This is a genomic window from Mesoflavibacter sp., assembly GCF_964226795.1.
Lineage (GTDB): Bacteria > Bacteroidota > Bacteroidia > Flavobacteriales > Flavobacteriaceae > Mesoflavibacter > Mesoflavibacter zeaxanthinifaciens.
The window spans coordinates 104407-129106 of record NZ_CAXQQP010000016.1 but is presented as its reverse complement, the minus strand read 5'-3'; the positions used below and the strand labels follow the sequence as shown (position 1 = coordinate 129106).

The following is a 24700-nucleotide window of genomic DNA, read 5'->3' as shown; positions in this document are numbered from 1 at the left end:
GGTGGCTTTAAATTTTATTTAAAATTTATTAACTTTTTGTTAACACATTTTAAGATTGTGCTACTACTTCAAATTCGATATCTGTAGATGCTTCACGGTGTAAACGTACAGTAGCCGTATATAGACCTAAACGTTTAATATTACCTCCAACGATAGAAACATACTTCTTATCTACAGTATGTCCTTCTTTTTCAAATGCTTCTACTAAATCTAATTTAGTTACAGAACCAAATAATTTATCTCCTGCAGATGCTCCTTCTGTAGCTTTTGCAGCTATTTTTATATCTAATTGTTTTAAAGCTTCTAACGTTTTGTTAGCTTCTTCAATTACTTTTTTGTCTTTAAATGCACGTTGCTTTAAAGTTTCCTCTAATGCCTTTTTAGCAGATTTTGTTGCTAAAATTGCTTGTCCTGTCGGGATTAAGAAGTTTCTACCATAACCGTTCTTTACCGTTACAACATCGTCTTTAAATCCTACGTTTTCAACGTCTTGTTTTAATATAAGTTCCATTGTGTTATGATAATTTTATTTTAATAAATCTGTTACGTATGGTAACAAAGCTAAGTGACGAGCTCTTTTTACAGCTACAGATACTTTTCTTTGGTATTTTAAAGAAGTACCTGTTAAACGTCTTGGTAAAATTTTACCTTGCTCGTTTACAAAGTTTAATAACCAGTCTGCATCTTTGTAATCTACATACTTAATACCAGACTTTTTAAAACGACAATACTTTTTAGTCTTGTTAGTTTCTATATTTAAAGGAGTTAAATATCTAATTTCTCCTTCTTTTTTTCCTTTTGCTTGTTGTTCGATACTTGCCATGATGATTACGCTTTTTGTTTAAGTTTTTCTCTTCTACGTTCTGCCCATGCAACAGCGTGCTTGTCCATTGCTACAGTTAAATAACGCATAAAACGCTCGTCACGTCTAAATTCTAACTCTAAAGGCTCTATTACTTCTCCTTCTACTTGGTACTCAAATAAGTGATAAAAACCACTTTTTTTGTTTTGAATAGGGTAAGCTAATTTTTTTAGTCCCCAATCTTCTTTCGATACCATCTTAGCTCCTCTAGAAACAAGAAAATCTTCGTATTTCTTTACTGTCTCCTTTATCTGTGTTTCAGATAAAACGGGATTTAAGATGAAAACAGTTTCATAATGATTCATAAAAATCTATTTTATTGTGTTAAAAATGAGTGCAAAAGTAATTCTTTTTATTTAATAACACAATACTCTTGTAAATATTTCTGTTAAACGACTTTTTAAATGTATATTCGAATGATTTTATTTTTATGTTAAAAAAATCATTTTACCGATGTTTTTTGGTTTTAATCCGTATTTTTTGTACTATTGTCGATAACTTAACCTTAACACTTACGCTATGATACTAAATTGTGTAGTTGTAGATGACTCGGCAATACAAAGATTGTCTATTGTAAAACTTATTGAAGGCAACAACAACCTTAATCTAATTGCTGAATACAGCAGCGCTTTAGAAACCAAAAATGGATTAAACACCCATAAGGTAGATCTTATCTTTTTAGATATAGAAATGCCTGTTCTTAATGGTTTTGAGCTTCTGGACGTTTTAAATAATAAGCCTCAAATTATTTTTGTTACAGGAAAAACCGAGTATGCTTTTAAAGCTTTTAATTACGATGCTACAGATTACTTACAAAAGCCAATCTCTAGAGATCGTTTTAATCAAGCTGTAGAAAAAGCTGTTGAGCAACACAAACTTAAACAAGACTTTAGTCAAGAAGAAGGCGAACATATTTTTGTAAAAAGTAATCTAAAAAAACGTAAGGTTTATATTAAGGACATTAAATGGATTGAAGCCTTAGGTGACTATGTTAAATTAGTTACAGAAGATACTAGCCTTGTTGTCCTATCTACTATGAAAGCTTTTGAAAAAGAACTACCTGAAGGTAAGTTTTTAAGAATACACAAATCTTATATTGTCAACCTTGATAAAATAGACAGATTTAATAGTAAAAATGTTGAAGTTGGCGCTTACGAAATACCGTTAAGTAGAAATAAAAAAACACAACTAGTTGAAGCTTTAAATAGCATATAAACTACTACTCTACTATAAAAATTAAAATCCTGTTTCTTTTTTGAAATGTGATTTTTTTTGGATTACACTTAATAATTATCCACATTCATTATTAAACGTACAGCTTTAAAATCTCCTATTGCATTAAAAGTAGTTTCTACACGTTTTATGGCTTCTTTTGTTTTACCTAGATGTTGACCTTGAGGTATTTTAATTAAAATGTTTTTATGATACTGATTACGAATTCTTGATACTGGCGGAAACTCAGGTCCTAAAACATTATTTTTAAACAATTGTACCAATGCTTTAGCTAACCAATCTGCAGCCAAATTAACTTTATTATAATCACGATGTTTTAAAGTAATTTTTATTAATCTATAAAATGGTGGATATTTATAATTATATCGCTCTTCTAACTGCTCTTTAAACATACCTACATAATCATTTGTAGACACTTGCTGTAAAATTTTATGATACGGATTATAAGTTTGTATCAAAACTTTACCTCTTTTGTCTGTACGTCCTGCACGACCTGATACTTGTAGCATTAATTGAAAACTTCTCTCATGCGCTCTAAAGTCAGGAAAATTTAACATGTTATCAGCATTCATTATACCAACTAGTTTAACATTTCTAAAATCTAAACCCTTGGTAAGCATTTGTGTACCAACTAAAATATCAATTTCTTGTTGCTCTAAAGCGGTAATAATCTTCTCGTAACCAAATTTTCCTCGTGTGGTATCTAAGTCCATTCTTGCTACTTTAAAATCTGGAAATAATTCTTTTATCTCAGCTTCTATTTGCTCTGTACCAAATCCTACAGTATCTAAATCTGGTGTGCCACAAGCAATACATTTTTGCTGCATAGCAATACCATAACCACAATAATGACAACGTAATTGTTTACGATATTGATGATAAGTTAAACTAACATCGCAATTTGGACATTGTGGCGAGTGACCACAAGTTGTACACTCTACAATTGGAGAATAACCTCGTCTATTTTGAAACAAAATAACTTGATACCCTTCTTTTAAAGTTTCTGTAATTTCTTCAATCAAGCGGTCAGAAAAATGACCTTTCATACGCTTTTTTTTGTACTTATCTTTTAGATCTACCAATTCTATATCTGGCATTTGTACATTATTATAACGTCTATTTATTTGGACTAATCCATATTTTTTTTCTTGTGCATTATGATAACTTTCTAAGCTTGGCGTAGCGCTTCCTAATAAAATTTTTGCCTTGAAAAATGATGCTAACACAACTGCAGAATCACGTGCGTGATAACGTGGTGCTGGATCAAATTGTTTAAAAGATTGCTCATGCTCTTCATCTACTATGATTAACCCTAAATTATCAAATGGTAAAAATATGGATGATCGTGCTCCTAAAATTATTTTCGCTTTCGCGGAATTATGTAGCACATTATTATAAACCTCAACACGTTCATGCGCTGAATATTTACTATGAAAAACAGCTACTTGCTCTCCAAAATAATCTTGTAAACGACTAACCAATTGTGTAGTTAATGCAATTTCAGGAAGTAAATACAAGGCTTGTTTTCCTTCAGCTATTATATCTTCAATTAGCTTTACATAAACTTCTGTTTTCCCTGAAGATGTTACACCATGTAACAACACAACGTTTTGGTTTTTAAATTGATTTTTTATTTGTTGTAAAGCTTCTGTCTGATATTGATTTAACTGCTTACTTTCTGAGTTTTCTTCTCCATTATATTGTACACGATCGGTTTGAATATGATATTCTTCTAAAATATTTTTATCTACCAACGTTTTAATGGTTGAAGATGTAGTCTTACTAACTTCTATCAACTCTGAAACTTTAACCGGTTTTTTTGTTCTTGCAGATATAGTAAAGAGATTTAAAATAACCTCTTTTTGTTTGGTTGCATTTTTGTTTAAATTGTCTAAAAGCGAATTTAACTCAGCTTCAGAAGCATACTTGCTACTTAACTTTACGTATCTAACGTATTTTGGCTTATACTTTTCGTAAATTTCTTCATTGAGGATTACTGCTTCTTTTTCGACCAAACGTTTAACTACAGGAAGCACATTTTTTTTATCTAAAATGTTAGATATATCTTGAATTTTTAACGACGATTGATGTTGCAAAGCTTCGTAAATTAAAAACTCATCATCTTTTAAATCTTCTTCATTAATTACAGATGTTTTATTTGGGCTTATTATAGTTTCACTTTCTAACAAAAAAGCGTTTGGTAAGGCTGCACGCATGACTTCGCCTTCTGTACACATATAATATTTAGCTATCCATTGCCATAACCTAAGTTGTTGTTGGGTAACGATTGGAGCTTCATCTAAAATTTGATGGATTTCTTTAGCATCATAAACTAAAGGTGCAGTTTGATGGATATTTGCAACAATACCTGTGTAGATTTTAGTTTTACCAAAAGGAATTGACACACGCATTCCTACTTGCAAAAACTCACTTTCTGCTTGTGTTATATTATAAGTAAAGCGTTTTTCTAACGGAATTGGTAAAATGACGTCTATAAAATGCAATTTGATTTAGTTTTAAAAGTTATTTTACTTTTTCCCAATATTGTGTAGAGTATATAAATCCTAAATAACCTCTTACTTGAAGTTGACCTTTATCGTTTATTGCTAATCTTAGTTTATAGGTATTTCCGTTTTGAGGATCTAAAATAGTTCCGCCTTTATAATATTTACCGTCTTTAACTGCATCTTTTATGATGATTAAACCTAAAATAGGTTTGTTATTATCATCACCTTCGCATTTTGTACATAAAGCATTTACTTTAGACTGGTCATTAATTTGTATTATTTTTCCGTAAACAACTCCATTTTCTTCATAAATCTTTACTGTAGACTTTTTTTCACCTTTATCATTTATTGTTTGCCAATTACCAAAAATATCTTGAGCAGACATTGATAGACTGAAAAACAATAGTAATAATGTGATGTGTTTTATCATTTAAAACTTTTTCTTAATTGTTTAAGTGAAATATTTAACTCAAAACCTAGCAATAAAATATTGGCATTTAACCAAAGATAAAAAAGCAATATTAGTAATGCACCGATTGAGCCATAAAGTTCATTATACTTTGCAAAATTTTCTATATAAATACCAAATAAATATGAGGTTAACATAATTAAAATGGTAGTAAATAATGCTCCTACCGAAAAAAACTTGGAGGTCTTACCTTCTGCAGTACCAAAGTAATATAATACTGCAGTTGCCAAATATACCATTAAAACAAAGAAAATATATTGTGCAAAATTAGCCCAAAAATCTGTATTTCTAGAACCTATATATCCCTCAAAAGTAGACATGACATAAATTTGAAAATACCCTAATACTACTACAGTTACAATTAGTAAAAAACTTAATATTAAAGCTATTCCTAGCGCATATAAATATTGTTTAATAACATTTCTGGATAATTGTTCATGATAAGAATTTTCAAAACCTGAAAATAAGGCATTAACGCCATTTGCCATTAAAAAAATAGATAATACAAACACAGATGAAATTAATCCTTCCTTATTTCCTTCTATGTTATTAAAGATATTTTCATAAAAAAAATCTGTAGTTGTTGCTGGTAAAAAGGACTCTAAGAAAACTAAAAAATCGGTTTGAAAATCGTCTATTGGAACAAAAGGAATTACTATTAAAATAAATAATAAAAAAGGAAACAACGCCATAAAAAAGCTATAAGCTATAGCACTTGCTCTTGCTGTTAATGCGCCTTTTGCTATACCAATAACGTACAATTCTAATAAATCATAAAGCGATAAACCTTCTAATCCTGGTAGTTTGATTTTACCTAATAACCTAACAATTATGTTAACTACAGGAATTTTATTTAGCTTATCCTCTATCGCTTTTGACATAAAATAATTTAGTCTTTATTTTTAATTTACTACTCAACTGCTTTTAAACTTAAATCTTTATTGTAAACAGAATGTGTTAATGCTCCAGAAGAGATGTAATCAACACCGCAAAGTGCATAATCTCTAATCGTATTTTCGTTAATTCCTCCAGAGCTTTCGGTTAAGCATTTACCGCCTATAAGCTTTACAGCTTCTCTAGTATCTTCGTAATTAAAGTTATCAATTAAAATACGATATACACCATCAGATTTTAAAATTTCTTTAATTTCATTTAAATCTCTAGCTTCAACAATAATTTTTAAATCGCGATTAGTCTCTTTTAAATACTGCTTGGTTTGATCTATTGCTTTTGTGATACCTCCAGCAAAATCTATATGATTATCCTTAAGCATAATCATATCGTATAACGCAAAACGATGGTTCTCTCCTCCTCCAATTTTTACAGCCCATTTTTCTAAAGCTCTAATACCTGGCGTAGTTTTACGTGTGTCTAAAACTTTAGTTCCTGTACCTTCTAAAAGATCTACAAATTCTCTTGTTTTTGTAGCAATAGCACTCATACGCTGCATTGCGTTTAACACTAAACGTTCTGCTTTTAAAATAGATTGCGATGCGCCTGTTACGTAAAACACTATATCTCCATATTTAACATGACTTCCGTCTTCAATCAAGGTTTCTATTTTCATGTTTGGATCAACATAATGAAAAACTTTTTTAGCAAACTCTACACCTGCAATTATACCTTCATCTTTTACTAAAAGTTTAGCTTTTCCTTCTGCAGAAGCAGGTATACATGCTAAACTACTATGGTCGCCATCTCCTACATCTTCTCTAATAGCATTAGCTATAATTAACTCTATTTCTTTATCAAATTGTGCTTGACTGATCATGTTTGTAATGTTTTGTGTAAAAATAATAAATTGAATGACGTTTTACGATTATAGGTTTATGATTTTTTTAGATGAAATTAAAACATCATAACTCATAAAGTGTAAATTTGCGTATGACTATAAAACTACTTGCTATAGGAAAAACAGACAATAAGCAACTGCAACAGCTTATTGACGATTACACAAAACGTTTAGGATTTTACATAAAATTTGAATTAGAAATAATTCCTGATTTAAAAAAGGTAAAAAACCTAAGTGAAGACCAACAAAAGCAAAAAGAAGGCGATCTTATTTTATCAAAAATAACACCTACAGACATTTTAATTTTGTTAGATGAAAACGGTAAACAATACGATAGCGTACAATTTGCTAATTACTTACAAAAGCACATGAATTCTGGAATCAAGCAACTGGTTTTTGTCATTGGCGGACCATATGGTTTTAGTCCAGAAGTATATAGTAAAGCAAGAGGAAAAGTTTCTTTATCTAAAATGACATTCTCTCATCAAATGGTACGCTTATTTATGATAGAACAGCTCTATAGAGGTTTTACCATTTTAAAAAATGAGCCTTACCACCATAGATAATTACTTAATCTTACACTGTTTTTGTTTACAAAACTGTCTATTTAATAAACCATTTGTAATGGTTGATAACGATATGATTAAAATAAAAAAGATATCCCAATTATCACTATCCTTAAACAAAATTGCAGATACTAAAATTACTGTTGCCCAAATAATAGCATTGATTATAATTAATTTTTTCATACTAGTTTGACGCCATAATTTTAAAATTGTTACACAAAAAGCAAAAAGCTTATAAAAAAAGTTTTATAAGCTTTTAAACTGTATAATTAAATATTAGTGATTAACAAATGTATGCTTGCGCTTTTTAAGTTGTTTTTCTAAATCTTTAATAGTATGTTTTACAGCTTTTTCGTAATTATCCTCATTAGAAGTAGCAAAGATTCGTGGACCAGGTACGCTTAATTCTATTTTACAAATTTTACCTTTTATTGGATCATGTTGCTCTTTTTCAAAATGAACTTCAGCTTTAATAATCCAATCAAATTTTTCACTTAAATTATTTAGTTTTTCAGTTACGTAAGTGTTCATAGCTTCGCTAGTAGACATATGAACGTATTGAATATTTATCGTCATTGTTTTAGGGTTTTGTATTAAACTATACTCAAATATAATATAGATAATCCGTGATAAAAATGACATAAATCATATATCAGAAATCTTTAAATACACATATTTAAATTACATTTGTAGTAAACCTTTTTTAAGATGAAATTAGTCTTCGCTACCAACAATTTAAACAAGCTAAAAGAAGTACAAAGTTTAATACCAAAACATATTACTTTATTAAGTTTAAAAGATATACAGTGTTTTGAAGATATCCCAGAAACCCAAAACACCATTGAAGGTAACGCCATCCAAAAAGCAGAGTACATTAAAAATAATTATGGATATGACTGTTTTGCAGACGATACCGGACTAGAAGTTGAAGCATTAAATAACGAACCTGGAGTGTTTAGTGCACGCTACGCTGGACCACAACGTGATGCTAACGATAATATGGATTTATTGCTTAATAATCTAAAAGATAAACAGAACAGAAATGCGCAGTTTAAAACAGTTGTTGCACTACATTTAAACAATACATTAGAAACGTTTACCGGAATTTGCAAAGGTGAAATCACAACTGAAAGACATGGAGAAAAAGGTTTTGGTTACGATCCTATTTTTAAACCAAAAGGTTATCAAGATACTTTTGCCGAAATGGATTTAGAATTAAAAAACAAAATCGGGCATCGTGGTAAGGCTGTAAAATTGTTAGTTGATTTTTTAAATAAAATTTAGAATATATTAAAGCTTTACTAAATATTTTACCAAAACATTTAAATCTCAAATAAAAGACTATCTTTGCACGCTGAAACTCAAATTATTTTGAGATAAAAATTCCTCAGAGAGAGGATGTGTTACTAGAAGTTTTAGGTTTAAGTTTGTTCAATTCGCTTCTATATGTAACACCAACATAATGCAATTGAATACTTATATTTTAGAATGAGCACATTCCAACAACTTGGTCTTGACGCTAATTTGCTTCAAGCCATTACTGACTTAGGTTTTGAAACACCTAGTGAAGTTCAACAAAAAGCAATCCCAACACTTTTAGAAAGCGAGCGCGATCTTGTAGCACTTGCACAAACAGGTACTGGTAAAACAGCAGCTTTTGGTTTCCCTATGTTACAAAAAATTGACGTTAACAGTCGTACAACACAAGGATTAATACTATCTCCAACACGTGAGCTTTGTTTACAAATCACCAACGAAATGAAACTTTACGGTAAGTACCTTAATGGTCTTAACGTAACTGCAATATACGGTGGATCTAGTATTACAGAACAAGCAAGACAAGTTAAACGTGGCGCACAAATTATTGTAGCTACACCTGGTCGTATGAAAGATATGATTAGCCGTAACTTGGTCGACATCACTAAAATTCAATATGCTGTTTTAGATGAAGCTGATGAAATGTTAAACATGGGATTTTATGATGACATTAATGACATCTTAAAAGATACACCAGTAGACAAAAGCACATGGTTATTTAGTGCAACAATGCCTAAAGAAGTAGCAAGAATTGCTAAAGACTTTATGAGTAATCCTTTAGAGGTTACTGTTGGTAATAAAAATGAAAGTACATCTAACGTATCACACGAGTATTATTTAGTAAACTCTCGTGACCGTTATTTAGCTTTAAAACGATTAGCAGATGCTAATCCAGATATATTTTCGGTAATATTTTGTCGCACAAAAAGAGACACACAAAAAGTTGCAGAAAAACTTATTGAAGATGGTTACAATGCTGGTGCTTTACACGGCGATTTAAGTCAAAATCAACGTGATTTGGTTATGAAAGCGTTTAGAAACAATCAAATACAAATGCTTGTTGCGACAGATGTTGCTGCTCGTGGTATTGATGTAGACGATGTAACACACGTAATCAATTACCAATTACCTGACGAAATTGAAACCTATACACACCGTTCTGGTCGTACTGGACGTGCTGGTAAAACTGGTGTTTCTATGGTCATAGTTTCTAAAAGTGAGGTAAGAAAAATTAAGAGCATTGAACGTATTATAAAACGCGAATTTGATAAAAAAGAATTACCTGATGGTATGGAAATTTGCGAAGTACAATTAATGTCTTTAGCAAATAAGGTTCATAACACAGAAATGAATCACGAAATTGATGCTTACTTACCAAGCATTAACGAAATTTTTGAAGATACATCTAAAGAAGAATTAATTAAAAAATTCTTTTCTGTAGAGTTTTCGCGTTTCTTCAATTATTATAAAAACTCTAAAAACTTAAATGTAGAAGCTTCTTCTCAAGACAGTAGTAGATCTTCTAGTGGAGATAGCACAAGATTCTTCATAAACGTTGGTAGAAAAGACGGTTATGATTGGATGAAACTTAAAGACTATTTAAGAGACACTTTACAACTTGGTCGCGATGATGTTTTTAAAGTAGATGTAAAAGACAGTTTCTCTTTCTTTAACACAGAAAAAGAACACCAAGAAAAAGTATTAGCTTTCTTTACAGATTTTAAAGAAAACGGACGTTTTATAAACGTAGAAATCACAGAAGATCGTGGTGGACGTGACAGAAAACGTGGCGGAGGAAGACGTCGTGATGGCGGAAACGACCGTAGACGAAGAAGCGACAAACCAAAAGGAGAAAGACGCAGCAGAAGAAGTGAAGACTCTAACAGCTCTAACAAAAAAAGTAAACGTAGCAACAGAGATAAATCTGAATTTAAATCTACACACGGTAGACCAAGACGCTCTAGACGTTAAACCTTTTTGTTAATATTTAGTCAAATATATAAGAAGACGCTATCAATTAGCGTTTTCTTTATTATTTTTAGAGCATTAAATAATTACATGAAGTCATTTTTTACCCTTTTAATTTTAGTATTTAGCATTCAGATTGGTCTTGCTCAAGACAACAAACAAAAAGATAATAAAAATACTACCCAAACAAGAACAGTAGATTCTACTCAAATAAAAAAAGATTCTACCGTTAAAGGGATAATTATTGATGCTACCACAAAAAAACCATTAGAAAACGTAAACATCGTTAACCTTAATCAAGTTATTGGTACGGCAACTAATAATAAAGGAGAATTTGAATTACGCGCAGTAGCTAACGATACATTACACTTATCTTACCTTGGTTTTAAATCTGTAAAAGTAAAAGTAACTAACGACTGGGTTAATAAAATTGAAAAATCTACCATTACATTAACCGAGCTGGCGTTAGCTTTAGAAGAAGTTGTTGTAAGCGAACTTAAATTAACAGGTTATTTAGAAGTAGATATCAAACAAGTAAATGTAAACAACAACTACAGATATAGTATTAGTGGGTTAAGTACAGGTTACGAAGCAGGAAAAAAACAACCTAATGCCATAAATAAAGTGTTAGGATCTATTTTTAATCCTCTTGACTTTTTATACAATACCTTTAGTAAAAAAGGAAGAGAGTTACATAAGCTTAAAAAGATGAAAGAGGACGATAACATCCGTAATACTTTAGTTAAGCGTTTTGACCGTGATATGCTTACAGCTTTACTTGGCGTTACAAAAGTAGATTTAGATGAAATTGTAAGTCAATGTAACTATTCTGCAGAGTTTATTAATACCGCTAACGATCTTCAAATATTAGATGCTATTAGTGAATGCTACGAAGAATATAAAGTATTAAGTAGAACACGAAAAAAACGTCTTTAGTCTTTTATTAAATTTCAATAAATATGAAAAAAGACAATTTTGATTTATTTGAAGTTTTTGAAAGTTTTGGGTTTATGATTTTTTTTGTTTTAATAGCATCGGTTGGAGGAATTATAAAATTTATCTTTCTCAACATCTTTAGCTTAATTACCTTTAACAAAATAATTAAATTAGAAAAGCTATGGAAAAAAGAAAATATTGAGAAGTATGCATTAAACCCTTGGAATTTTGCACTTACTTTATTTTCATGCTTTATACTTTTTAAATATATATAAAAGTATACTCTAAGAATAAAATCGTTCTACAATTTCGTCATAACTTTTAATTGTCTTTTTACACCAGTCTAAACGCTTTTCTAACTTCTCTGTTTCAGTTAATTGCCAATTTATATCTGTTTTTTTCAGTTTACTAGTTACGTGTTGTAAGATTATTGCTGCACTTACAGATATATTTAAACTTTCTGTAAAGCCAACCATTGGTATTTTTAAATAAGCATCTGCTTGTTGTAACACCTCATCAGATAATCCTTCGGTTTCTCTTCCAAAGAAAAAACACGACTTTTTTGTCACATCAAAGTCTGATAAATCACAATCGTTAGTGTGTGGCGTTGTTGCTACAATTTGATATCCTTTAGCTTTTAAATCTTTAATACTATCTTTTACTGTATGATAGCGGTTTAAATCAACCCATTTTTGTGCGCCCATTGCAATTTCTCTATCTATACGCTTTGTATTTTGCTCTTCTACAATATTTACTTCTTGTATACCAAAAACATCACAACTACGTATTACTGCACTAGTGTTATGTAATTGATACACATCTTCTGTTGCTACAGTAAAATGCTTTGTACGTTGGTCTAGTACTTTATGAAAACGCTCTAAACGATTTTCTGTTAAATAACCTTCTAAATGTTCTAAAAGTTTAATATCTATCATGAGTTAAAAATAAAAAAACCTGACAGTTATTTGCTATCAGGTTTGCTTTAATATTTAAATTTTAAGCCTAATTAGATCCTATATTTCCTTGTGCTAAATGATAGTTAGTAGTTGTTTCACTTAAAACAACATCTACATAGGCGTCAATAGTTAGTAGATCTTGATAAAGTAATGGGTTTCCGTTTTCATCTTCTGCTATGTTAGAAAAGCTTTTTCCTGTTGTCCCATCTACATTATTAAAAGTATAAATAAGATTACCTGGTGCATTTGCTATATTCCCAGAATATATATAAGCTGGATGAGATCCTCCAGATGGCAAATTAGAAAGGTTAAAAACAGCTAAAGCTTCACCATTAATACGCTCTGTAAAAGTTATGTTTCCTGATACGCCATCTAAATCTACTTCTTGCAATGTATAACTTGTTGTATTTTGGGTTAACTCATTTTGACCTATGTCTACATATGCTACTATTTGAGAGTTATTACTATCTACACGTACAGTCAAATAACCATCCATATTTAGCAATTGTTGATATGAAATTTGCGTGCCGTCATCTTTAGTATTAAAAGTTGTAAAGCTTTCTCCAGTCTCGCCGCTAGCAGGAACTAGACTAATGCTTATTGGACCAGTTTCAGCAGCTGTATTAGAGTGGATATAAGCTGGTAACATTGCGTTAGATGGTGTTCCTGTTAGATTTAACTCTACACTTATAGTTCCGTTAGAATTATTTATAAAACGTGCAGTCCCAGAAACACTATAACCATTTGCAGATTGTAATTGATATGTTTTTGAAGCTATTTCTACATTCTCTGCAACATCATCTTTTGTACAACTTGAGAAAACAATAAAAATTGAAAATAGTATTGAAATTTTTTTTAAGATTTCCATGGATTGAAATTATTGATTAGTTTTAATTAATTGTTTAAGATTTTAAGCGACATTATCTTAAACTGCATTTACTTGGCTAAAATAACACAAAAAAATGAAACACCTTGTAGTTTTAACTGGCGCTGGCATGAGTGCAGAAAGCGGATTAAAAACTTTTAGAGACGAAAATGGTTTGTGGGAAGGACATGACGTAATGAAAGTAGCTTCTCCACAAGGTTTTGCTAGTAATCCCAATTTAGTTTTAGAATTTTACAACCAACGTAGAAGACAATTAAAAACTGTACAACCAAATGCTGCGCACAATACTTTAGCCGAACTTGAAAACAACTTTAAAGTATCTATAATCACTCAAAACGTAGACGATTTACATGAACGTGCAGGCAGCAGTAATGTAATTCACTTACATGGTGAACTATTTAAAGCAAGAAATATTGCTGATGAAACTTCTGTTGTGCATTGGGAAGATGATATTGTTTTAGGTACAACAGATAAAAACGGGATACAATTAAGACCACACATTGTTTGGTTTGGAGAAGATGTTCCGTTATTTGAAAAAGCTATTAGCATCTGTCAAACTGCCGATATTTTATTAATTATTGGTACCTCTTTACAAGTTTATCCTGCTGCTAGTTTGATGCATTACACTGCGCAGAATACTCCTAAGTTTTATATAGATCCTAAACCTTCAATAGCATCAAAAGAGAATTTAACCGTAATAGGTAAAACTGCTACAGAAGGTATTAAAGATTTTATAAATAAAATACGTTAGTGCTTATTTATTAAGATTAATATCTGCTATTCGCTCTATACGATTACGCTCTAAGAACGCATCTATAGTTTCAAAATGTTCTATAACGCGTTGATCTTTAAATTCGAATACTTTTTGAGATAAGCCTTGCAAAAAGTCACGATCATGAGACACCAAAATTAATGTACCATCAAACTCTAAAAGTGCTTCTTTTAAAACGTCTTTAGATTTTAAATCTAGATGGTTTGTAGGCTCATCTAAAATCAACAAGTTAACTGGTTCTAAAAGCAATTTAACCATTGCTAATCTGGTTTTTTCTCCTCCAGATAATACACCAACTTTTTTATCAACATCATCACCAGCAAACATAAAACGACCTAAAATATTTTTTATTTGTGTTCTAATATCGCCTTGCGCAACTTCGTCTACAGTTTGAAAAATAGTTAATTCTTCATCTAATAAAGAGGCTTGATTTTGAGCAAAATAACCAACTTTAACATTGTGTCCTAATTGGCAAGTACCATCAACTTCAATTTCGTTTAAAATGGCTTTTATCATTGTAGATTTTCCTTCACCATTTCTTCCAACAAAACAGACTTTTTCGCCTCTTGCTATAGACATATTTGCATCTTTAAAAACGACTTTATTATCGTATGCTTTTGAAACGTCTTTAACAGTAACAGGATAATCTCCAGATCTTGGTGCTGGCGGAAAACGTAATTTTAATGAAGAGTTATCTATTTCGTCAATTTCAATAATTTCTAACTTTTCTAGCATACGCTCGCGCGAAGCAACTTGATTAGTTTTAGAATATGTGCCTTTAAAACGCTCTATAAACGCCATATTATCGGCTATAAATTTTTGTTGTTCTTGGTACGCTTTTAATTGATGGCTACGTCTATCTGCGCGTAATTGTATATAATGGCTGTAATTGGCTTTATAGTCGTAAATACGTCCCATAGTTACTTCTATAGTACGATTGGTGATATTATCAATAAATGCTCTATCGTGAGAGATTACCATAACCGCATTGGCTTTGTTAACTAAAAAGTCTTCTAACCAAATTACAGACTCTATATCTATATGGTTTGTAGGCTCATCTAACAGGATTAAATCTGGTTTTTGTAATAATATTTTTGCTAACTCGATTCGCATACGCCAACCACCAGAAAACTCATTGGTTTGACGGGTAAAATCTTCTTGTTTAAAACCTAAACCTTTAAGTGCTTTTTCTACTTCGGCATCATAATTAACATCTTCTAATGCATAATATTTTTCACCTAAATCGGACACTTTTTCTATGATAGACATATACTCGTCACTTTCGTAATCTGTACGTGTTTCTAATGCTTTATTTAGCTTGTCCATTTCATCACGCATTTCAAAAACATGTTTAAATGCTTTTGCTGCTTCTTCAAAAACTGTACAATTATCTTCTGTCAATAAATGCTGTGGTAAGTAGGCGATTACAGCATCTTTTGGTGTACGCACGTGTCCTCTAGTTGCATTTTGTACACCTGCAACAATCTTCATCATTGTAGATTTTCCTGCACCGTTTTTTCCCATAAGGGCAATTTTATCGGTTGGGTTTATAACAAAAGACACGTCTTTAAATAGCGTTGTACCACTAAATTCTACAGCTAAATTATCTACTGAAATCATAAAAATAATCCTATAAGTTTAGGGTTGCGAAAGTAATAAAAAGAGTAATGTAATGTTCTATTTTATTTATTCTTCTCTTCTATCCACTTACTCATATACTTATTACTTTGTAGTGTATGATGTTGTAGTATTTGTCCTATGAAGTTTTTTTGACGACGAAGCGGTAATTCGGCTTCAATATGCTTTATAGTTTCAATAGTATCTTTTAAGTAGATATTTTTGTCAAAAAATGTATTAAGTATTCTAAACCCATTTTTTTGTTTACCACGCCAATAAATTTTGTTGGTATAAAGTTCTACTGCTTGTTTAGCAAAATTTTTGGCATCATCTTCTATAAAAGCATTAGTGTCTTTTAATGTGCCATACATACCTTCTGCTCCAATAGTTGTTGTTACACAAGGTGTACCTGTTTTCATGGCATCAATAATTTTTCCTTTTAAACCAGCACCAAAGCGTAATGGTGCTAAAAGTACTTTGGCTTGTTTTACAACTTCTGAAACATCTTCGGCAAATCCTTTAATTAAAAATCCATTTTTAGGATCATTTAATTGTAAATGTTTTTGTGATACATATGCGCCATATACATGCATTTCGGCTTTTGGCAATTCTTTTCTTATTAATGGCCAAATATCGGTTTTAAGGTAATTTACCGCATCTTCGTTAGGCTGATGTAAAAAATTACCAATGGTTACAAAGTGTTGACGTTGCTTAAAATTAGGAACTTGTTTTTGATCCTCAATAGACACTGGATCCAACATAAAAGGTAAATAATACAGTAAGTTTGGGCTTATATTAAACTGTGTTATTAAGATATCTTGTTCTACTTGAGAGATGATCAAACTTAAATCTGATCTTAAAATGCTTGCAATTTCGCGTTTTGCAAAATCATTTTGTAAATAAGAAATATTAAAAAGTGCTTGATCTTTTAAAGCTTGTTGTCTTCCTTTTCTTAAAAAATGTAAATCTTCTGTATCTAAAATCCTTAAAGCATCAGGACATTGTTCTGCAACACGCCAACCAAACTGTTCTTCGGTCATAAAACGATCAAAAAGGACAATATTTGGGTTTAGTTTTTTTATAAAAGTATCAAAACTAGAGTCGTTCAACTTAATGCTTTCAACTTTTATATTAATAGATTCAAGATCATAAGCGTTATCTGTTTTACTACAAGTTGTAGCAAAAGTAATATTGTAATCAGCTTGCTGAAACATTTCAATAAGCTGTAACATCCTACTACCTGCAGCCGAACTTTTAGGTTCTGGCCAAACAAACCCTATGATTAATAACTTTTTACTCATTAATTATTTTTGAGGAATAGATTGCAATGCATAACCCATGCGTACTTTTTTTGCCCAAGCAACAACAGCTTCAATTTGTTCTGGACTTAAATCTGCTTCTGTATGGGACAAAGTATAGCTAGGTAAAGGCATTTCTTTTTCTTCAACTTCTTCTATTAATTCTTCAAATTTATGATCTTTTCTTTTTACAGAATATTCTGACCATTTAGAAAAGTTTAGGTGTTTTTTTCCGTCTTCTACATGTTCTGCCATCCAATAATTTACTGGTGTAATTTTACTATACCATGGGTAAACTGTATTACTACTATGACAATCAAAACAAGTATTTTTTAAAATAGCTTTAACCTCTTCATTTGGATTTGTCTCTTCTAAAAAAGCAGTAAGATCTTTAGTATCTCCTGTATTTTTATCTGGTGAAAAAAATTGAGCAATAACTAAAACCACAAGCAATGCTATTAGAATTTTCTTTACTATTTTCATTTTAATTAAATTTAAACGCTAAAAATAGTAAATCTTGACTACAGAAACGCTTTATAAAGAATTAAATTACGTTAACCATTCTAGAGAAAAAAGAATGTATTATGCCCAAATGGTTATTAATGACAGTAGTTTGATCCCAAAACTTATTGAGATTTTAATGCAAGTTGATGATAAAGTCTCTCCAAGAGCAGCATGGGTTTTAGAGTTTGTATGCAAGGATAATTTAAATGTTATCATTCCTTATTTAGATCTATTTACCACAAACATGCATCGGGTTAAAAAAGAACAAGCTGTAAGACCTGTTGCTAAAATTTGCGAATACTTAGCTAACGCCTACTTTTCTAAAACAGAAAATAAAATAAAAGACGCTTTAACACAAACGCATAAAGAACGTATTATTGAAGTTGCTTTTGAGTATATGATTGGAGATTATAAAGTAGCGCCAAAAGCGTATTCTATGACTACTTTATACCTTTTTGGAAAAGAATTTAATTGGATCCATCCAGAATTAGCTATTATATTAGAGCGTGATTTTTATAATGAAAGTGCCGCTTTTAAAGCTAGAGCAAGACACATTTTAAAAAAAATCAAAGCTTAACTTTTTTGAAAAAATTATAGACTGATTAATTTTTGTCTTCCTCTTAAAAAACTATCTTTATGCCTTTCAAAAAAACAAGCAAAATATGTCTTTAAGCCAATTAAATGCCATCTCTCCTATTGATGGTAGATACAGAAATAAAGTAGAAAAGTTACAAGATTTTTTCTCTGAAGAAGCATTAATCAAATATCGTGTTTTAGTTGAAATTGAATATTTTATTGCGCTTTGTGAAGTGCCTTTACCTCAACTAGAAGATGTTAATACATCTGTATTTGAAGATCTAAGAAAAATTTACAAAGAATTTTCTTCTGAAGACGCGCAAGCCATCAAAGACATAGAAAAAGTAACCAACCACGATGTAAAAGCAGTTGAATACTTTATTAAAGAAAAGTTTGATACACTTGGACTAAGTGATCATAAAGAATTTATTCACTTTGGTTTAACCTCTCAAGATATTAATAATACAGCAATACCATTAAGTATTAAAGAAGCAATGAATGATGCTTACGTACCAGAATACCTTAATGTTTTAAAAGAATTAAAACGTCTTGCTGAAGAGTGGAAAGATGTACCAATGCTTGCCAGAACACACGGTCAACCAGCATCTCCTACACGATTAGGAAAAGAGATTATGGTTTTTGTTGTGAGACTTGAAGAGCAATTTAACTTACTTAACGATATACCAAGCGCTGCAAAATTTGGTGGTGCAACAGGTAATTACAACGCACACAAAGTTGCTTATCCAAATATAGATTGGAAAGCTTTTGGGACTAGTTTTGTTCAAGAAAAATTAGGTTTACAACATTCTTTCCCAACAACTCAAATAGAGCATTATGACCACATGGCTGCTTTATTTGACTGCTTAAAACGCATCAACACCATTATAATTGACCTTGATAGAGATATTTGGACGTATGTGTCTATGGACTATTTTAAGCAAAAAATTAAAAAAGGAGAAGTTGGTAGTAGCGCAATGCCACATAAAGTAAATCCTATAGATTTTGAAAACTCTGAAGGAAACCTAGGTATTGCAAATGCTATTTTCGAGCATCTTTCTGCAAAATTACCGATATCTAGATTACAACGCGACCTTACAGATAGTACTGTTTTACGTAATGTTGGTGTACCATTTGGACATACTTTAATTGGCTTTGCTTCAACTTTAAAAGGTTTAGGTAAATTACTTTTAAACGAAGTAAAGTTTGCTGATGACTTAGAAAACAATTGGGCTGTAGTTGCAGAAGCCATTCAAACCATTTTAAGACGCGAAGGTTATCCTAACCCTTACGAAGCTTTAAAAGGTTTAACAAGAACTAATGAAACTATAAACCAAAATTCTATTTCAAATTTTATTGATACATTAGACGTAAATGATTCGATAAAAAATGAATTAAAAGCTATAACACCTAGTAACTATACAGGAATTTAAAATGTTTAAAGACAAGACTTCTATATTATTTGCAACCATAACCCTTCTAGTATTTTTTTTAGGAGGTTTATTTGATGTGTTATATAATCCTATTGTTATTGGTGCTTTACTTATTTCTTTTTGTCTTGTTATTGTTAATTTAATTTTAATTAAAAAAGAACCAGACGATGACGTTTGATAAAGAATAAAAAAATAAAAAAAGGCTTATCTAAACAGATAAGCCTTTTTAATTAACATTTAAACCTTAATTATTTAAAATAATTAAATAATTGATTTAGTTGGTTATTATCAACATCTGCGTGTTGAAATTCGGTAATTAATTTTACTAATTGTTCTGGTTTCATCTCATCACCTATTACTCTGACAAATGTAAAACCCATTTCTTTTGAGTTTGCTAGTACTAAAAACTCGTCTACTGTGTTTTCATTACCTATCGTACTTATTTTAAAACTTATACCATTATCTTTAAACTCCATCAACTCTTCGTACTTATCATTATTTAGTACTTTTTTTGCTTTTTGAAGTTCTTGTTCATAAGCTACGAAATCTCCATCATTAACACGGTAAGCTAACACATCTAATTTTTTAACTGAGTTATAGGCTTCTTTCTGTTCTGGTGACAAATCTGCTTTAGACAGATCTATCATCTTTGCAGATAAATCTAATGATAAAAACTCTGCTTGCTCTTTATGATCTACAAAATAGGTTTGTATAGAGTTTTCATCTTTACAACTTACAAAAAACAGTGCTAAAGTAAGTATGGTTAGTATTGATCTTAGTTGGCTTTTCATGATGTTTATTTTTTATTTTTTTTCTCTAATTCATCACCACCAGGTAAATTCATTTTGTTAGCAAGTTTAGATATTTGATTTAAATCTATATCTCCTGTTATGCTAATTACTACGGTTTCTATACTTCGTTTTTTTCCGTTAATTTCAATATTACTGTTTTTTGTAACAGCTTCTAAACCATTAACAAACATTAATAATTCGCTTACATGATCTTCGTCTTTACCTTCTTTAATATAAAACGTCATATTTACACCATCGTCTTTAATCATCATAAGTTCTTCTAAAGATGCGCTTCTTGATTTTACCCATTTTACAATATCTGAAGAAATATCTTTATCGTCTGTTGCCATAGTTTTAAAACTGGTAATACTATTTACCATATTAATGTATTCTTGCGCTTCTGGATCGTCTGTATTTATATCCATTTTTGCTAACATTTGAAACATTTTTGGCTTTATTGAAACATAAGTTACGTTTTCGTTATCACTATATTTTTCAAAAACATTTTGAGCCATTCCTGATAATGGAAGCATTAATAATGCTATTACTGCTATTAATATTGATTTTTTCATTGTATTTGTTTTAGTTGTTTTCATCTTGTTTTTATTTGTAAATTCTTTCTATTGGGTTGTTCATTTCTTTTAAATAGTTAACCTGTTTACCTGCTTGGTTTATTGCGGTTAAATACTCTACTTGTTTAGTCCCTTTATTAAGGGTTTGAGATACTAACTGTAAATATGATTTTGCTTTTTCATAATCTTGTTTGTCTTGTTCTGTAATAGTTTCATTTTGATTAAAATAAAACCCAACCATCAACGCAATTACTGCTGCAACACTTAACCACTTATAATTAAATTTCGTTTTAGTTTTTAATGGAAGTTGTTTTGTAAAGGTTTCTTGCTGGTTAAAAGAAAAGTAATTAAACATGGCTTTGTAATGCTGTAAATGAGGCGCTACAGTTTCTTGCGAAAAATAGTCTTTTAACTGTGCTTCTTCTTTAAGCGTTGTTTCTCCGTTTTCGTACTTTTCAATTAATTTTTCTATCTTATTTAACACCATAACTATGTGTTTTTGTTAGTTGTTCTCTTATTGTTTTTCTTGCTCTAGATAAGGCTACACGTATTGCTGTAGGTTTCATATCTAGCATTTTTGCTATTTCGTCAAAGTCATATTGCTCAATATCTCTAAGTTGTATGACCATTTTTTGTTGCTCTGGTAAATCTTCAATTATTTTTGCTATCCAGCTCATACTGTCGTTAAGCTCTACTTGTTTTTGCAAGGCTACTTTATGATCTTGATAGTTACTATGAACAATCTTTAAATTTTGTGCTTGTTTAGACTTTAATTTATCCAAGCAAAAGTTTTTTGTCATGGTCATAGAAAACGCTTCTACGTTTTTATAATCGCTTATTTTACCTTTATTTCTCCATAACTTTAATAACACTTCTTGAGTTGCATCTTCTGCTTCTTCTTTAGATACAAGTAATCGCTTTGCTAAACGAAATACTTTATCCTTAAAAGGCATTACTGTATTTAAAAACTCAGTCTGTGTCATTTTGGTTTTGGTGGTTTCTATTACGACGAGTAACTATTAATTTTGTTACAAAGTTTTTTTATTTGATTGTAAATTAAGTACTTTTAAGTAGAAAAATTGAAAAGAAAACTATGAAATTGAATTACAAATTTTCCGTTATCGGGCTACTTTTTCTTGCCCTAACAAGTTGTTTTAGTGATATTGATGATGATCCTATTTCTGATACCGAGATTAAAGATTTTGTATGGAAAGGTCTAAACTTATGGTACTTTTGGCAAGGTACCGATAGCGCTCCAGATTTGGCTGACAACAGATTTTCTAACGATACAGACTACATTAATTTTTTAAATAGCTTTGATTCGCCTAACCAATTATTTTATTCACTTTTAAGTGATGAAGATCGTTTTAGCTGGATTGTTGACGATTATTTTGCTTTAAGTGGCTCTTTAAGTGGCGTATCCAAAAATAACGGTATGGCTTTTGGATTAGGACTAATAGATAATGGTCCAAATGTTTTTGGTTATGTACAATACGTTTTACCAAACTCTAGTGCTTCTGAAAATAACGTTATACGTGGCGATATTTTTTTAACCGTAAACGGAACACAATTAACTGAAGATAATTACTTAAGTCTTATATCTAGCGACGTTTATACTATTGGTTTGGCAGAACTAGATAATAATGACAACTTGATTTTGACAGGTGAAGAAATTACGCTTACAAAACAAATCTATCAAGAAAATCCAATTTATATTTCTAACACTTTTGAAGTAAACGGTATAAAAGTAGGTTATTTAATGTACAACCGTTTTTTAAGTGACTACGACCAACAACTTAACCAAGTCTTTGCAAATTTTGTTGCTGAAGGTGTAGATGAATTAGTGCTTGACCTTAGGTATAATCCTGGTGGCAGTGTAAATAGTGCTATTAATTTAGGTAGTATGATTACAGGAAACACTACTAACGATGTATACTTAAAACAAATTTGGAATAACAAAATTCAATCTACTTTTACAGATGAAGATGTTACGCGATACTTTACTCAAACGCTTTCTAACGGAAATTCTATAAATAGTTTAAACCTTAATAAAGTATACATATTAGCTCAAAACTCTTCTGCTTCTGCTAGCGAATTAGTTATAAACGCACTAGAACCTTACATTGATGTTATTCATATTGGAGATGTAACTAGAGGAAAAAATGAATTTTCAATAACACTTTACGACAATCCTGACTGTGCTTTTTTACCACCTAATACAAACTGTAACGGAAGTATAAATCCTAATCACACTTGGGCAATGCAACCTTTAGTTGGAAGAAGTGAAAATGCAGATGGTTTTTCAGACTATACTAATGGTTTAACACCAGATATATCTTTAGATGAAAGTTTATCTAATTTAGGCGTTTTAGGACAACAAGACGAACCGCTTTTAGCTAGAGCCATACAACACCTAACAGGTAATGGAAGAACAGGAGAAACCATTATAGAAAATAAAATTGAACTATTTGACTATTCTAACAAACACACGCCAACTGGTACAAATATGTATTTAGAACCGGATGACGTGCCAATGCTTTAAACAAAAAAAGCCTCAAAATAAATTATTTTGAGGCTTTTTTATTATAATTTAAACTTATCTTTTAGTTAAAGTATATTTTAGAAGCTCCAACACCAACGCTAAAGCTTTCAGATAAAGTTCCGCTAGAAATATCATAGACTTTTAATGTGCTCTGTGCAGAAAAACTTGCATCTGTTAAAAACAAATTACCATCTTTTACAAACATACCATAAGCATATCCTGCTTCCACACTAAATAAAGAAGAACTTGGTAAGTTTGTAGCCGTATCTGCTAATCCATAAACTTCATTGTTTAATATATAATAAGCCATTCCGTTAGAATACGACATTAAACTTGGGTGATTACCTGTAGCAAATTCGATTGTAGATATTACTGAATTATCATTAGTATTTATTCTTGTAATTGATGCTAAAGTTTCTCCAGTAGCTTGCCAAGACTGTCCACCTTCACTTAAAACTAATAAGTTTCCTTGAGAGTCTAAAACCATTTCGTCTGGAACATCGTTTACAGAAATAGTTGCTACTGTTGAGTTTGATGTTGTTATTACAGAAACCTCATTATTTGCACCATATCCACCTTTATGAGACACAAATACTTTATCATTATTAGCTAATACTTGTTCTGGTCCTTCACTTACTGGTATAGTAGATGTTACTGTATAAGAGTTTAAATCTACCACAGCAATATAATCGTCTGTAGTAGTAAATGGATCTGCCCAATCTGATACGTAAGCATTAGAGCCATTAAATCCTATATATCTTGGTGTTGTTAATCCTGTAGTTATTGTTGTAATTAACTCAAAAGTATAACGGTTTACTACTGTAATTGTACCAGAATCTTGGATGATGTAGGCTTTATCACCATTAAAACCAATAGACTGTAAATATACGCCTAGTGTTTCTCCATTTACATTAAAATAAATGTCATTTTCTGAAGTAGAAAAATCGTTAGAGATATAAGACACAGAAGATGGTCCTCCTTCTGCACTAATAATAAATCCGTTTTCGTAATCGCCTAACGGTTCTTGAGGCATTGTTCCATCATCATCGTTAGAACAAGAAAATAAAAGGGATAATCCTAATACTGAATACAATAGTTTTTTCATG

At 30.7% G+C, this 24700-nt stretch carries 29 protein-coding genes; 10 read left to right on the top strand and 19 right to left on the bottom strand.

Annotated elements, in window-relative coordinates; genetic code table 11:
• Positions 1 to 49 precede the first annotated feature (49 nt).
• From rplI to rpsF, 3 genes are read right to left on the bottom strand one after another with little or no spacing between them, the layout of a single operon-like run.
• Positions 50 to 511, bottom strand: coding sequence for a 50S ribosomal protein L9 (gene rplI, locus ACEQT4_RS13025; protein ID WP_027878688.1), 462 nt, complete (start codon positions 509 to 511; stop codon positions 50 to 52).
• Between the two features lie 15 nt (positions 512 to 526).
• Positions 527 to 823, bottom strand: coding sequence for a 30S ribosomal protein S18 (rpsR, locus tag ACEQT4_RS13020; protein ID WP_027878687.1), 297 nt, complete (start codon positions 821 to 823; stop codon positions 527 to 529).
• A gap of 5 nt (positions 824 to 828) precedes the next feature.
• Positions 829 to 1167 (bottom strand): 30S ribosomal protein S6, encoded by a 339-nt coding sequence (gene rpsF, locus ACEQT4_RS13015; protein WP_027878686.1) that lies wholly within the window; start codon positions 1165 to 1167, stop codon positions 829 to 831.
• A gap of 214 nt (positions 1168 to 1381) precedes the next feature.
• Here rpsF and ACEQT4_RS13010 point away from each other — a divergent pair, with 214 nt between their 5' ends.
• Complete coding sequence (locus tag ACEQT4_RS13010) at positions 1382 to 2077, top strand: LytTR family DNA-binding domain-containing protein (RefSeq protein ID WP_027878685.1); 696 nt, start codon at positions 1382 to 1384, stop codon at positions 2075 to 2077.
• 68 nt (positions 2078 to 2145) lie between these two features.
• Here the strand turns inward: ACEQT4_RS13010 and priA are convergent, their stop codons facing one another.
• From priA to nadC, 4 genes are read right to left on the bottom strand one after another with little or no spacing between them, the layout of a single operon-like run.
• On the bottom strand, positions 2146 to 4599 hold the full coding sequence (priA, locus tag ACEQT4_RS13005; protein ID WP_370228258.1) for a primosomal protein N': 2454 nt from the start codon (positions 4597 to 4599) through the stop codon (positions 2146 to 2148).
• 19 nt (positions 4600 to 4618) lie between these two features.
• Positions 4619 to 5032 carry a DUF2147 domain-containing protein gene (locus ACEQT4_RS13000; RefSeq protein WP_036226872.1) on the bottom strand — a complete coding sequence of 138 codons (414 nt, stop codon included), beginning with the start codon at positions 5030 to 5032 and terminating at the stop codon, positions 4619 to 4621.
• On the bottom strand, positions 5029 to 5952 hold the full coding sequence (locus ACEQT4_RS12995; protein WP_370228255.1) for a YihY/virulence factor BrkB family protein: 924 nt from the start codon (positions 5950 to 5952) through the stop codon (positions 5029 to 5031). The genes ACEQT4_RS13000 and ACEQT4_RS12995 overlap by 4 nt, the downstream gene beginning before the upstream one ends.
• A gap of 29 nt (positions 5953 to 5981) precedes the next feature.
• Positions 5982 to 6842 (bottom strand): carboxylating nicotinate-nucleotide diphosphorylase, encoded by an 861-nt coding sequence (gene nadC, locus ACEQT4_RS12990; protein ID WP_370228253.1) that lies wholly within the window; start codon positions 6840 to 6842, stop codon positions 5982 to 5984.
• A gap of 113 nt (positions 6843 to 6955) precedes the next feature.
• Between nadC and rlmH the strand changes: the two genes are divergently transcribed.
• Positions 6956 to 7429: a 23S rRNA (pseudouridine(1915)-N(3))-methyltransferase RlmH gene (gene rlmH, locus ACEQT4_RS12985; protein ID WP_027878680.1), complete on the top strand. Its 474-nt coding sequence runs from the start codon at positions 6956 to 6958 to the stop codon at positions 7427 to 7429.
• Here the strand turns inward: rlmH and ACEQT4_RS12980 are convergent, their stop codons facing one another.
• The gene (locus tag ACEQT4_RS12980; RefSeq protein ID WP_370228251.1) at positions 7430 to 7612 is read right to left on the bottom strand and encodes a hypothetical protein; all 183 of its coding nucleotides are present in this window, start codon (positions 7610 to 7612) and stop codon (positions 7430 to 7432) included.
• Between the two features lie 93 nt (positions 7613 to 7705).
• The gene (hpf, locus tag ACEQT4_RS12975) at positions 7706 to 8005 is read right to left on the bottom strand and encodes a ribosome hibernation-promoting factor, HPF/YfiA family (RefSeq protein ID WP_370228249.1); all 300 of its coding nucleotides are present in this window, start codon (positions 8003 to 8005) and stop codon (positions 7706 to 7708) included.
• 132 nt (positions 8006 to 8137) lie between these two features.
• Here hpf and ACEQT4_RS12970 point away from each other — a divergent pair, with 132 nt between their 5' ends.
• The 4 genes from ACEQT4_RS12970 (at position 8138) to ACEQT4_RS12955 (ending at position 11925) form a co-directional block, all read left to right on the top strand.
• Complete coding sequence (locus tag ACEQT4_RS12970; protein WP_027878677.1) at positions 8138 to 8713, top strand: non-canonical purine NTP diphosphatase; 576 nt, start codon at positions 8138 to 8140, stop codon at positions 8711 to 8713.
• A gap of 204 nt (positions 8714 to 8917) precedes the next feature.
• Positions 8918 to 10717 (top strand): DEAD/DEAH box helicase, encoded by a 1800-nt coding sequence (locus ACEQT4_RS12965; protein ID WP_106676855.1) that lies wholly within the window; start codon positions 8918 to 8920, stop codon positions 10715 to 10717.
• Between the two features lie 87 nt (positions 10718 to 10804).
• A complete protein-coding gene (locus ACEQT4_RS12960) occupies positions 10805 to 11650 on the top strand; it encodes a carboxypeptidase-like regulatory domain-containing protein (protein ID WP_027878675.1) in 846 nt (281 codons plus the stop codon).
• Positions 11651 to 11673: 23 nt separating this feature from the next.
• Positions 11674 to 11925: a hypothetical protein gene (locus ACEQT4_RS12955; RefSeq protein WP_027878674.1), complete on the top strand. Its 252-nt coding sequence runs from the start codon at positions 11674 to 11676 to the stop codon at positions 11923 to 11925.
• Between the two features lie 9 nt (positions 11926 to 11934).
• Here the strand turns inward: ACEQT4_RS12955 and ACEQT4_RS12950 are convergent, their stop codons facing one another.
• Complete coding sequence (locus ACEQT4_RS12950; RefSeq protein WP_027878673.1) at positions 11935 to 12585, bottom strand: RNA methyltransferase; 651 nt, start codon at positions 12583 to 12585, stop codon at positions 11935 to 11937.
• Positions 12586 to 12652: 67 nt separating this feature from the next.
• Positions 12653 to 13474: a hypothetical protein gene (locus ACEQT4_RS12945; RefSeq protein ID WP_370228245.1), complete on the bottom strand. Its 822-nt coding sequence runs from the start codon at positions 13472 to 13474 to the stop codon at positions 12653 to 12655.
• 94 nt (positions 13475 to 13568) lie between these two features.
• Here ACEQT4_RS12945 and ACEQT4_RS12940 point away from each other — a divergent pair, with 94 nt between their 5' ends.
• Entirely contained in the window at positions 13569 to 14243 is a 675-nt protein-coding gene (locus ACEQT4_RS12940) for an NAD-dependent deacetylase (RefSeq protein WP_370228243.1), read from the top strand.
• Positions 14244 to 14246: 3 nt separating this feature from the next.
• On the opposite strand, the gene ACEQT4_RS12935 is transcribed toward ACEQT4_RS12940, so the two are convergent.
• From ACEQT4_RS12935 to ACEQT4_RS12925, 3 genes are all read right to left on the bottom strand, one after another.
• A complete protein-coding gene (locus ACEQT4_RS12935) occupies positions 14247 to 15884 on the bottom strand; it encodes an ABC-F family ATP-binding cassette domain-containing protein (protein ID WP_370228241.1) in 1638 nt (545 codons plus the stop codon).
• A gap of 62 nt (positions 15885 to 15946) precedes the next feature.
• On the bottom strand, positions 15947 to 17182 hold the full coding sequence (locus tag ACEQT4_RS12930) for a glycosyltransferase (RefSeq protein ID WP_027878669.1): 1236 nt from the start codon (positions 17180 to 17182) through the stop codon (positions 15947 to 15949).
• 3 nt (positions 17183 to 17185) lie between these two features.
• Entirely contained in the window at positions 17186 to 17662 is a 477-nt protein-coding gene (locus ACEQT4_RS12925) for a heme-binding domain-containing protein (RefSeq protein WP_370228239.1), read from the bottom strand.
• Between the two features lie 34 nt (positions 17663 to 17696).
• Between ACEQT4_RS12925 and ACEQT4_RS12920 the strand changes: the two genes are divergently transcribed.
• Both ACEQT4_RS12920 and purB read left to right on the top strand, forming a co-directional pair.
• The gene (locus tag ACEQT4_RS12920) at positions 17697 to 18260 is read left to right on the top strand and encodes an adenylosuccinate lyase (RefSeq protein WP_370228237.1); all 564 of its coding nucleotides are present in this window, start codon (positions 17697 to 17699) and stop codon (positions 18258 to 18260) included.
• An 85-nt stretch (positions 18261 to 18345) separates the two neighbouring features.
• Positions 18346 to 19689 (top strand): adenylosuccinate lyase, encoded by a 1344-nt coding sequence (gene purB, locus ACEQT4_RS12915; RefSeq protein ID WP_370228235.1) that lies wholly within the window; start codon positions 18346 to 18348, stop codon positions 19687 to 19689.
• A 248-nt stretch (positions 19690 to 19937) separates the two neighbouring features.
• Here the strand turns inward: purB and ACEQT4_RS12910 are convergent, their stop codons facing one another.
• From ACEQT4_RS12910 to ACEQT4_RS12895, 4 genes are read right to left on the bottom strand one after another with little or no spacing between them, the layout of a single operon-like run.
• A complete protein-coding gene (locus ACEQT4_RS12910) occupies positions 19938 to 20480 on the bottom strand; it encodes a DUF4252 domain-containing protein (protein WP_370228233.1) in 543 nt (180 codons plus the stop codon).
• 5 nt (positions 20481 to 20485) lie between these two features.
• Positions 20486 to 21052 carry a DUF4252 domain-containing protein gene (locus ACEQT4_RS12905; RefSeq protein ID WP_027878664.1) on the bottom strand — a complete coding sequence of 189 codons (567 nt, stop codon included), beginning with the start codon at positions 21050 to 21052 and terminating at the stop codon, positions 20486 to 20488.
• Between the two features lie 31 nt (positions 21053 to 21083).
• Positions 21084 to 21539: a hypothetical protein gene (locus ACEQT4_RS12900; protein WP_027878663.1), complete on the bottom strand. Its 456-nt coding sequence runs from the start codon at positions 21537 to 21539 to the stop codon at positions 21084 to 21086.
• A complete protein-coding gene (locus ACEQT4_RS12895) occupies positions 21526 to 22035 on the bottom strand; it encodes an RNA polymerase sigma factor (RefSeq protein WP_027878662.1) in 510 nt (169 codons plus the stop codon). The genes ACEQT4_RS12900 and ACEQT4_RS12895 overlap by 14 nt, the downstream gene beginning before the upstream one ends.
• Positions 22036 to 22145: 110 nt before the next feature.
• Here ACEQT4_RS12895 and ACEQT4_RS12890 point away from each other — a divergent pair, with 110 nt between their 5' ends.
• Positions 22146 to 23594 (top strand): S41 family peptidase, encoded by a 1449-nt coding sequence (locus tag ACEQT4_RS12890; protein ID WP_370228230.1) that lies wholly within the window; start codon positions 22146 to 22148, stop codon positions 23592 to 23594.
• Positions 23595 to 23655: 61 nt separating this feature from the next.
• On the opposite strand, the gene ACEQT4_RS12885 is transcribed toward ACEQT4_RS12890, so the two are convergent.
• Positions 23656 to 24699 (bottom strand): YncE family protein, encoded by a 1044-nt coding sequence (locus ACEQT4_RS12885; protein WP_027878660.1) that lies wholly within the window; start codon positions 24697 to 24699, stop codon positions 23656 to 23658.
• Position 24700 lies beyond the last annotated feature (1 nt).

Excerpts from the sequence above, each read along its gene's own strand:
- nadC (WP_370228253.1), bottom strand. The coding sequence starts at position 6,842 with ATGATCAGTCAAGCACAATTTGATAAAGAAATAGAGTTAATTATAGCT.
- rplI (WP_027878688.1), bottom strand. The coding sequence starts at position 511 with ATGGAACTTATATTAAAACAAGACGTTGAAAACGTAGGATTTAAAGAC.
- ACEQT4_RS12900 (WP_027878663.1), bottom strand. The coding sequence starts at position 21,539 with ATGGTGTTAAATAAGATAGAAAAATTAATTGAAAAGTACGAAAACGGA.
- ACEQT4_RS12950 (WP_027878673.1), bottom strand. The coding sequence starts at position 12,585 with ATGATAGATATTAAACTTTTAGAACATTTAGAAGGTTATTTAACAGAA.
- ACEQT4_RS12970 (WP_027878677.1), top strand. The coding sequence starts at position 8,138 with ATGAAATTAGTCTTCGCTACCAACAATTTAAACAAGCTAAAAGAAGTA.
- ACEQT4_RS12980 (WP_370228251.1), bottom strand. The coding sequence starts at position 7,612 with ATGAAAAAATTAATTATAATCAATGCTATTATTTGGGCAACAGTAATT.
- ACEQT4_RS13010 (WP_027878685.1), top strand. The coding sequence starts at position 1,382 with ATGATACTAAATTGTGTAGTTGTAGATGACTCGGCAATACAAAGATTG.
- hpf (WP_370228249.1), bottom strand. The coding sequence starts at position 8,005 with ATGACGATAAATATTCAATACGTTCATATGTCTACTAGCGAAGCTATG.
- ACEQT4_RS12905 (WP_027878664.1), bottom strand. The coding sequence starts at position 21,052 with ATGAAAAAATCAATATTAATAGCAGTAATAGCATTATTAATGCTTCCA.
- ACEQT4_RS12925 (WP_370228239.1), bottom strand. The coding sequence starts at position 17,662 with ATGAAAATAGTAAAGAAAATTCTAATAGCATTGCTTGTGGTTTTAGTT.
- rpsR (WP_027878687.1), bottom strand. The coding sequence starts at position 823 with ATGGCAAGTATCGAACAACAAGCAAAAGGAAAAAAAGAAGGAGAAATT.
- ACEQT4_RS12945 (WP_370228245.1), bottom strand. The coding sequence starts at position 13,474 with ATGGAAATCTTAAAAAAAATTTCAATACTATTTTCAATTTTTATTGTT.
- ACEQT4_RS12995 (WP_370228255.1), bottom strand. The coding sequence starts at position 5,952 with ATGTCAAAAGCGATAGAGGATAAGCTAAATAAAATTCCTGTAGTTAAC.
- rlmH (WP_027878680.1), top strand. The coding sequence starts at position 6,956 with ATGACTATAAAACTACTTGCTATAGGAAAAACAGACAATAAGCAACTG.
- ACEQT4_RS12890 (WP_370228230.1), top strand. The coding sequence starts at position 22,146 with ATGAAATTGAATTACAAATTTTCCGTTATCGGGCTACTTTTTCTTGCC.
- ACEQT4_RS12935 (WP_370228241.1), bottom strand. The coding sequence starts at position 15,884 with ATGATTTCAGTAGATAATTTAGCTGTAGAATTTAGTGGTACAACGCTA.
- purB (WP_370228235.1), top strand. The coding sequence starts at position 18,346 with ATGTCTTTAAGCCAATTAAATGCCATCTCTCCTATTGATGGTAGATAC.
- ACEQT4_RS12960 (WP_027878675.1), top strand. The coding sequence starts at position 10,805 with ATGAAGTCATTTTTTACCCTTTTAATTTTAGTATTTAGCATTCAGATT.
- ACEQT4_RS12930 (WP_027878669.1), bottom strand. The coding sequence starts at position 17,182 with ATGAGTAAAAAGTTATTAATCATAGGGTTTGTTTGGCCAGAACCTAAA.
- ACEQT4_RS12885 (WP_027878660.1), bottom strand. The coding sequence starts at position 24,699 with ATGAAAAAACTATTGTATTCAGTATTAGGATTATCCCTTTTATTTTCT.
- ACEQT4_RS13000 (WP_036226872.1), bottom strand. The coding sequence starts at position 5,032 with ATGATAAAACACATCACATTATTACTATTGTTTTTCAGTCTATCAATG.
- ACEQT4_RS12895 (WP_027878662.1), bottom strand. The coding sequence starts at position 22,035 with ATGACACAGACTGAGTTTTTAAATACAGTAATGCCTTTTAAGGATAAA.
- ACEQT4_RS12955 (WP_027878674.1), top strand. The coding sequence starts at position 11,674 with ATGAAAAAAGACAATTTTGATTTATTTGAAGTTTTTGAAAGTTTTGGG.
- ACEQT4_RS12910 (WP_370228233.1), bottom strand. The coding sequence starts at position 20,480 with ATGAAAAGCCAACTAAGATCAATACTAACCATACTTACTTTAGCACTG.
- ACEQT4_RS12965 (WP_106676855.1), top strand. The coding sequence starts at position 8,918 with ATGAGCACATTCCAACAACTTGGTCTTGACGCTAATTTGCTTCAAGCC.
- rpsF (WP_027878686.1), bottom strand. The coding sequence starts at position 1,167 with ATGAATCATTATGAAACTGTTTTCATCTTAAATCCCGTTTTATCTGAA.
- ACEQT4_RS12940 (WP_370228243.1), top strand. The coding sequence starts at position 13,569 with ATGAAACACCTTGTAGTTTTAACTGGCGCTGGCATGAGTGCAGAAAGC.